The organism is Shewanella sp. SG41-4 (assembly GCF_014164505.1).
In the GTDB taxonomy this organism is placed as follows: Bacteria; Pseudomonadota; Gammaproteobacteria; order Enterobacterales; family Shewanellaceae; genus Shewanella.
Window position 1 is genome coordinate 1 of the sequence record NZ_JACJFI010000210.1, and the last position, 7522, is coordinate 7522.

Below are 7522 nucleotides of genomic sequence, written 5' to 3' on the forward strand. Positions count from 1 at the left end.
GCAAGCCAATTAGATTTAGTTGCCGATAAGCCAGAGCGATGGCAAGGCATTTTATCGAGTTCACATCAAAACTATCCTGGTTTTATCAGTATGTTGATCGCCAATCCAGAAGCTAATATTGTGTCAGCCAGCCCAATATCAAGACTCATGACGCAGAAAATGTCTGAACAAAGCGTCAATATTAACGATCGAGATTATTTTATTGAGTCATTCTATAACCAACGCCTATTTGTATCATCAGCCTTTTTGGGCCGTGGTTTTGGTAATGACGCTATTATTGCTATGAGTGCACCATTTTATCTCGACGAGCAACACACACAAGTAGCAGGAATCGTAGAAGGATCGCTTGATTTAGCTCAATTTTCATATATTGATCAAGTTAATGAATATACCGACGACGAATCTATAGTGATGGTGGATGAGCAAAATCAAATTATTTATGCTTCCCAAAAACTTGACTTGAAACCTTTGTCACAGTTTAATTTTGCAATAAATAAAGGTGTGTACCGTGCCAATCTTGAGTTAATCAATATTCACAATACCACCTCAATAGTGCCTGAATATATGTATGCTCACCGAGAACTCGATAATGGTTGGACAGTATATATTTTAAAAGATTTTTCGCCGCTACTAAAACTCGCTGAAGAACAAATGTTCAGTAGTTTTATCATGCTGTTAATTGCATTGTTATGTACCTTCTATATTTCAAAAAAACTTAGCGCGTTGTTAACTGTGCCATTAGAAGCTGTCGCTAATCAATTCAGTCAGTCATATCTAGAACAATCAAAAATATCGGCTATTGACGATAGTTCACCTAAAGAAGTGTTCAGTCTGTACCAACGATTAGCCGCCAGTAAGCAACAACTCATCGCACATCAAGTAGAATTAGAAGAAACAGTTGCTCATCGTACCGCGGAATTAGAGAAGGCCAACAAAAAGCTCACAGAACTGGTTGATAGAGATCCGTTAACCGGCTTGTATAATCGCCGTTATGCTGAACGTAAATTTGGTGAGTTAGTGGATTTTTGTTTGCGAAGCGATCAGGCCATTACGGTTGTATTGCTTGATTTAGACTTCTTCAAAAAAGTGAATGACAACTATGGTCATTTAGCTGGAGATGAGTGCTTACGGAACGTGTCTCAATTATTACAGAAATATTTTAAACGTGACATTGATATTGTGGCCCGTTACGGCGGAGAAGAATTTTTACTTATTCTGCCTTTGTCCAACACTTTGCATATCGAGCACCATCTCAATGGCTTTAGAGAAGCACTGTCGCAATTAGAAATAACATCACCCGAAGATAAACAGTCATTTAGTGTGACAGTCAGTATTGGTGCCATTACGGCAAATGCTGATTATGAAGCTGAACTCGATAAGTGGATTAAAGTCGCTGATGATAACCTCTATCAGGCAAAGCAACAGGGACGTAATCGAACAATTATTAATATCATTAGCGACTAATGCTTCGTTGTTAGTTGTTTAGTTGTTTAGTTCTAATGGTGACTCAGGTTGATATCCTTGAGTAAACTCATCAATTCGAGTCATCATGTAAGGATAAAATGGATTCCATTTCTGACGTAACATATCATCAGCAGTCACACTGAAAATGCCTCGCTCACCTTGATAAATTGCTCTGCCTATTTGGATTTTATCAGGATCATTACTTGGTAGAGGTCCATAAAGTCTATCTTCAATCGGAAAGTTTAGCGCCACATGAGATAAAGAATATACATCATTCGGCCAAGTCAAACTTAGCGCTATCACATCATCGGTCTTCGATTTATCAGCAAGCTCCCTAACCTGAACATGATTATCGTGTTGCGGATCATTTTCAACCAAACTTAACCGATAAGGTAATTGCTTTGGTAGCCAAAAAGGGGCAAAAGTCGCCAGTGGATCTTGGAAAAGTAATTGGTTGTTACTCTTAGTTCTATTGACATCAAATAGCACCAATTGATGGCCTTTGTTTACTGGCAACTTTTGATATAGTAAATCAACCACCGCAAGCGAAGATACCGTATCATCGACAACTGACTGAAACGTTAACATTGCAGGAATTTCATCAAACTGTTGTAGTGACAATGACGCTAATAAAGTCTGATTACGCTGTGTTAACTGATATACCACATCGCCGGCATTAACAGCAAACGATCGATATTTAAAGGGATCATATTCGGTTTGAATGCTGTTCCAATACAGTTTATCTTGGCCAAGTAATTTACCCAGTTTAGCTTGCCAATAAGCGCCCGCTGCAATGGGAGCTAGACCAATGGCTGGTGATAACATGATCATGCCAGCAAAGCTTGTAGGCTTGTCTAAGCTGATATTCTCAAGTTCATGGTTTAATGCTAACGCAGCTCCTGTCGAAAACCCGACCACATAAATGGGCTTACCTGGTAATTGGACTGACAAGCGAGCAACAGCAAGTGACACTGCTCCTGCGAGATCAGGCCAAGTAATGTCGGTTAACCCTGAAGGAATGGTTCCGTGTCCTGGTAGGCGCAAACCTAAAACATAAGCCTGATGCTGATAATGCTGTGCAAAATGCGACATCACATAGGGTGAGTCAGACATGCCGTGCAGCAATAAAAGGCCAAACTCAGCTTGGGGGTTTTTCCATTCGAAAGAGCGATTCCAATTTTGTTGCCATAACCCTGGATCAGACAGGCTATTACGTTCATAACGGTTAATAGGAGATGCTATTTCAGGTTGATATTGACGGTAAACTTGCTGTTCTACTTCAGAAAATAGTTTATCTTCTAATTGTAAATATTGGCCGAAATCAGTTAAACCTGATTGTTGATGGTATTCAGAGGTAAGGTGCGTCGTGTGCCACAATGATAAATTAGGCCGTGCGTTAAGCATCCAAACGGCAGTAATAATTAACGCTAAACCAATACCTAAAGCACCATAAAATGCGGTAAATAAAAAATGTTTCGTCGATCCAATTACAATGGCGCGCATAATAAACCCTAAAAAATAGATACTTAATACAAACAATAATATAGCGTAACATTTACTGCCGAACCGCCAAAACACTCACGATTATCAACGATACTGGAAGTAACATGTCATCAGATTTATTTAGCCATATATGGGGACCGATGAATCCCGATATCATTTTTTATTTACCTACGCCTCCAGAGTTACCCGCGCACTGGCAAGCCACTCATCCCGATGCAATTACACAACTAGTCACATTGAATGGTAATCATTGGCGTAAAATTGTCACTATTATGGCGAAGATTTGCTGTTTAGAGCACGATATCAATGCGAGTAAAGGGATTTATTGGAAAAAGATCCGTGACAATTTGTTTAATGAGCCACATGATCACCTGACCGATAAACACATCAGCACTCCATCACGTTTGCATTGTCAATTACGTATTGTTAAGCCAAATATTGATCATCGCGACGAGGTTGCATTTTCTCCTGAATCTTGGCATATGTTATGTGGCAAAGAAGCCCAACAACGAATGGGCTTCACAGATTTACGGCAGTATACATCACTAGATGAAAAGCAAAAAATACAGCAACAGCAAACGGTGTTACTGACGCCATATTTAGATTACCGACAATATGCTAATGCGCTAATAGAACTCACCCGACAACACATCGCCTTAAGTAAAGTGTAAGATATTAATCGTAAATCGTCGGAATAGGCTCACGTTTGTGCTGAGTACGTTTATAGATACTCACCAGTTTATCTTCCACAGACTTAGCAACTTCTTTACCTTCTAAGAAGTCATCAATTTGATCATAGGTCAGCCCTAAAGCGACCTCATCTTCAAGTTGAGGCTTATTGTCTTCTAAGTCCGCCGTTGGTGCCTTTTTGACCAATATCTCTGGCGCGCCCAAATGTGCTGCTAATTGACGTACTTGACGTTTATTTAAGCCAAATAATGGTGCTAAATCGCAAGCCCCATCACCCCATTTAGTATAGAAACCGGTAATATTTTCCGCACTATGGTCGGTGCCCACGACAAGGCCACCCATAGCACCAGCAATATCATATTGGACTATCATGCGCATTCTGGCTTTAACATTACCCTTGAGAAAGTCTGTCTTTCCAGCATCTTTTGATGCTAACCCCGCGGCGGTAAGCCCCTTTAGCGTTGCATTATGGATACCAACAACACCATCATGAACATTCACGGTCACTTGTTTTGAAGGCTGAATAAACTGACAGGCTAGCTGAGCTTCGGCTTCATCTTGCTGGACATGGTAAGGTAAGCGCACTGCAATAAACTGATACTCATCACTGGCTTTTTCTTGATTAAGACTATTCACTGCCAGTTGGCATAAACGTCCAGCAAGTGATGAATCAACACCTCCACTGATCCCCAAAACTAAAGTTTTGCTGTGAGCCTCTGATAATTTTGCCTTAATAAAAGCAATTCTGCGTTGGATTTCAAACTCAGGCTCAATGGCCTTAAGTACATGCATCTCTCTTAAGATTTGTCCTTTCACGTGACGCTCCTGATTGCTTATTAATAATCTGGCTTTCGATGTCTATTCTATAAAAATCTACACAAAAAAAAACGATAATGATGCTTCATTATCGTTTTATTTTATCGACGATAGATTATCGTTCCCAATATGACTCTTCTAAACTGTCTTCCCGCTCAGGTAAACCACGAGACAGACGCGGGCTGTGCTGCGCTAACACTTCGTATGCCACGCGATTTGCGTATTTGCACACTTGTGAAAATGACGAATAACATAAACCATCTCGTTTATGTTTACTCGAACCCGGCACATTGGTTTTATGGAACGTATTGGCTGATAAATCATGCAGCAGCGCAGACAAGGCACCATCACCAGCACCATTGGTATTACGAATTAATTCAGGTCCACCCATATAAGGCGCAATGTGAGCGTACACTTTTATAGGAGTATCACAATCGACTTGTAATTTTGGGCGAGAGAACTCATAACGATTAAACTCAGGAATAGCGCCCGGTAATAAAGTATGGCTGGTTTCACGCTTTTCAGCATCTTCAGTATAACCCGCAGTATAAAGCCCAATCGCGCCTGCCGTAGTTAACACCATGTCACACCAATCAAGCGCCATTTCACTGGCAAGCAATGGGTCTTTAAAGCCGGTTAATGCTTCACCTTCGTCTTCATTCATGGCCAAAATCGTGACGTGTTCATTAATAAAATTTTGCCACCATTGTGGATCTTCTTGGATCAAAAAGCGTGTTCCTAAGGTTAATACCACCGGTACATCGGCTTCTTTTGCATAATTAATAGCCGTCATTGCAGCATCAGTAATACCATCACCATCGCTTGCCCGCATCAGGTATGCCGTTAACACTAGCGCCGAACTACCCTGTACCACCTCTTTATCGATATATTCAGGTGTTAGCTTATCCATTGCGCCTTTACTTATAGCAAACGTGCGCTCACCACAGTCGGAAATTAACGTAAAACAGCGACCGATAGGACCATCTACAGGCTGTAAAAAGTTGAGGTCTACCTTTGAAGAAGTATTACATAAATAGCGATAGGCGTAGCTACCCACCATAATATGTTGGCTCATGACCCCAAAAAGCACTGAGCGGTCATCAGCTAAAATTGAATAATTATGTACGGTATTACCAATGGTGCCACCCGCGAATTCGTCGCTGATCAATTCATTGGATTTAAGTTCATGGTACAAATTATGGGCTTGCTCGTCGTTTATGAGAGTTGAGTTGCCTTTAGGTAAGCCATAACGCTCAAGTAACTCGTCTTCAACTTTAGCCTCTATATCAACTAAGGTTTGGTCAATACCGCAAATATAAGTAGAAAAAGGTTGAGGTTGCTGCGTAAGTTGAGCCAATAACGGATCACGACTGTTTACAGGGAAATAGTGTTTAGACTTACGTTGACCAGGAAACTTCATATTGGGCTCTCATAGCTTGGCATCCGTGCAAGTGTGAAATTAATTACCACTGACACTCATTCAATTTTACATGAGTCGTCATCCGCGAAAATGGCGGCAGATTTTATCATAGGTAAGCATCAATCCTATATCACTTTTATCATATTCACGGCCTAAATATGCTTAGTTAAGATAATCAGTGTTATTTTATTAGCTTTTGAGCTACGGCGATATATGGGCTTTAGCTAAATCAACTCAAGAATATTTGTCTATTCAACCACGTATTGGTATCAATAGCGCTTCATTCAATAACTTGAGTTTGGGCTGTTTGATTGGAAATTTTAATTAAATTGAACTTATTCCTAGGCTTGTGAAACTTGCCATAGAATGGCTAGCAAGGCACATCAATAGCGAATCGATAAACGATGGTATGAGGATTAGATAACTGTTTTCAATCTCGAACGAAGATAAATAAAACATTGATTCAATATCAATGAATAGCCTTACTGCTAATGCATCGAACGGTTGGTCATTCTTCAGACATAAAAAAGCCTGCAAAGCAGGCTTCTAATAGAGGAGCTAATCAGCGATTATTTTAATACGCTGGCTAGTTGCTCACTCACTTTAGCGACAGATTGAGTACCGTCATACTTGTTGTACTGAGTACGACCTTCTGCAGCAACTTTGCCATAATAATCTACTAATGGCTTAGTTTGCTCATGGTAAATACTTAAACGTTTGCGTACGGTACTTTCTTCGTCATCTGGACGGATAGATAAATCTTCGCCTGTGACATCGTCTTTACCTTCCACTTTCGGTGGATTGAACACCACGTGGTAAACACGACCAGAACCAGAATGAACACGACGTCCGCTCATACGCTTAACGATTTCTTCATCAGGCACATCGATTTCGATAACATGATCGATCTCAATACCATTTTCAGCCATAGCATCAGCTTGAGGAATTGTGCGAGGGAAACCGTCAAGTAAGAAGCCTTTAACGCAATCTTCTTGAGCAATACGCTCTTTCACTAACCCAATGATAAGATCGTCCGAAACTAATTGACCTGCATCCATTACTTTCTTAGCTTCTAAACCTAATGGCGTACCAGCTTTAACCGCTGCACGTAACATATCACCAGTTGAGATCTGTGGGATACCATACTGTTCCATAATGAACTGAGCTTGGGTACCTTTACCGGCACCTGGGGCACCCAATAAAATAATGCGCATCTCAAAAGTCCTCTTTTAAGTTTGTGTTCTTTTTAGGGCGGCGATTTTCGCACATCTGCCACACTTTTAATAGCGCTTTTGTTATGACATTAGACCAAGATCTAATAAGGCTTGTAACAAAAAGGCTTCAATTTGTTTAATACAACAAGGTATACAATTTACGGCGATATTGATTGGCTAACGCATTGCCCTGACCTATCGCGGTTAAGATTTCCATGAAGACTTGTTTGATTTTCCCATCAGCAGCGTTCATATCTTTTTGTAAAATAACAAACAATAATTCAAGGGCTTCTTCATTACGTTGAGCTGCATTTAATGCTTTGGCCAAGATGATAACAGCGTCTACATTATCTGGCTGCTCTGCGAGATTTTGTTGCAGTTGACGAATTTCTGGAGTATCAGCCGCATCTTCCGC

At 40.5% G+C, this 7522-nt stretch carries 7 protein-coding genes; 2 read left to right on the top strand and 5 right to left on the bottom strand.

Translation table 11 applies throughout. The features are described 5' to 3' along the window. On the top strand, positions 1-1464 hold a 1464-nt coding region (locus H5202_RS16100), incomplete at its 5' end, for a sensor domain-containing diguanylate cyclase (RefSeq protein ID WP_182772973.1). Positions 1465-1482: 18 nt separating this feature from the next. On the opposite strand, the gene H5202_RS16105 is transcribed toward H5202_RS16100, so the two are convergent. Next, complete coding sequence (locus H5202_RS16105) at positions 1483-2967, bottom strand: alpha/beta hydrolase (protein ID WP_182772974.1); 1485 nt, start codon at positions 2965-2967, stop codon at positions 1483-1485. Between the two features lie 104 nt (positions 2968-3071). On the opposite strand from H5202_RS16105, the gene H5202_RS16110 reads away from it, so the two are divergent. After that, positions 3072-3638: a DUF6942 family protein gene (locus H5202_RS16110; protein ID WP_259397349.1), complete on the top strand. Its 567-nt coding sequence runs from the start codon at positions 3072-3074 to the stop codon at positions 3636-3638. A gap of 4 nt (positions 3639-3642) precedes the next feature. On the opposite strand, the gene nadE is transcribed toward H5202_RS16110, so the two are convergent. The 4 genes from nadE to H5202_RS16130 form a co-directional block, all read right to left on the bottom strand. Then, entirely contained in the window at positions 3643-4473 is an 831-nt protein-coding gene (gene nadE, locus H5202_RS16115) for an ammonia-dependent NAD(+) synthetase (RefSeq protein WP_182772975.1), read from the bottom strand. Between the two features lie 115 nt (positions 4474-4588). Beyond that, positions 4589-5893: an inosine/guanosine kinase gene (locus tag H5202_RS16120; RefSeq protein ID WP_182772976.1), complete on the bottom strand. Its 1305-nt coding sequence runs from the start codon at positions 5891-5893 to the stop codon at positions 4589-4591. Between the two features lie 569 nt (positions 5894-6462). Beyond that, positions 6463-7107, bottom strand: coding sequence for an adenylate kinase (adk, locus tag H5202_RS16125; protein WP_182772977.1), 645 nt, complete (start codon positions 7105-7107; stop codon positions 6463-6465). 136 nt (positions 7108-7243) lie between these two features. After that, positions 7244-7522 (bottom strand): tetratricopeptide repeat protein (locus H5202_RS16130; RefSeq protein WP_182772978.1); only part of this gene is annotated, 279 nt, incomplete at its 5' end.

Excerpts from the sequence above, each read along its gene's own strand:
- H5202_RS16105 (WP_182772974.1), bottom strand. The coding sequence starts at position 2,967 with ATGCGCGCCATTGTAATTGGATCGACGAAACATTTTTTATTTACCGCA.
- adk (WP_182772977.1), bottom strand. The coding sequence starts at position 7,107 with ATGCGCATTATTTTATTGGGTGCCCCAGGTGCCGGTAAAGGTACCCAA.
- H5202_RS16120 (WP_182772976.1), bottom strand. The coding sequence starts at position 5,893 with ATGAAGTTTCCTGGTCAACGTAAGTCTAAACACTATTTCCCTGTAAAC.
- H5202_RS16110 (WP_259397349.1), top strand. The coding sequence starts at position 3,072 with ATGTCATCAGATTTATTTAGCCATATATGGGGACCGATGAATCCCGAT.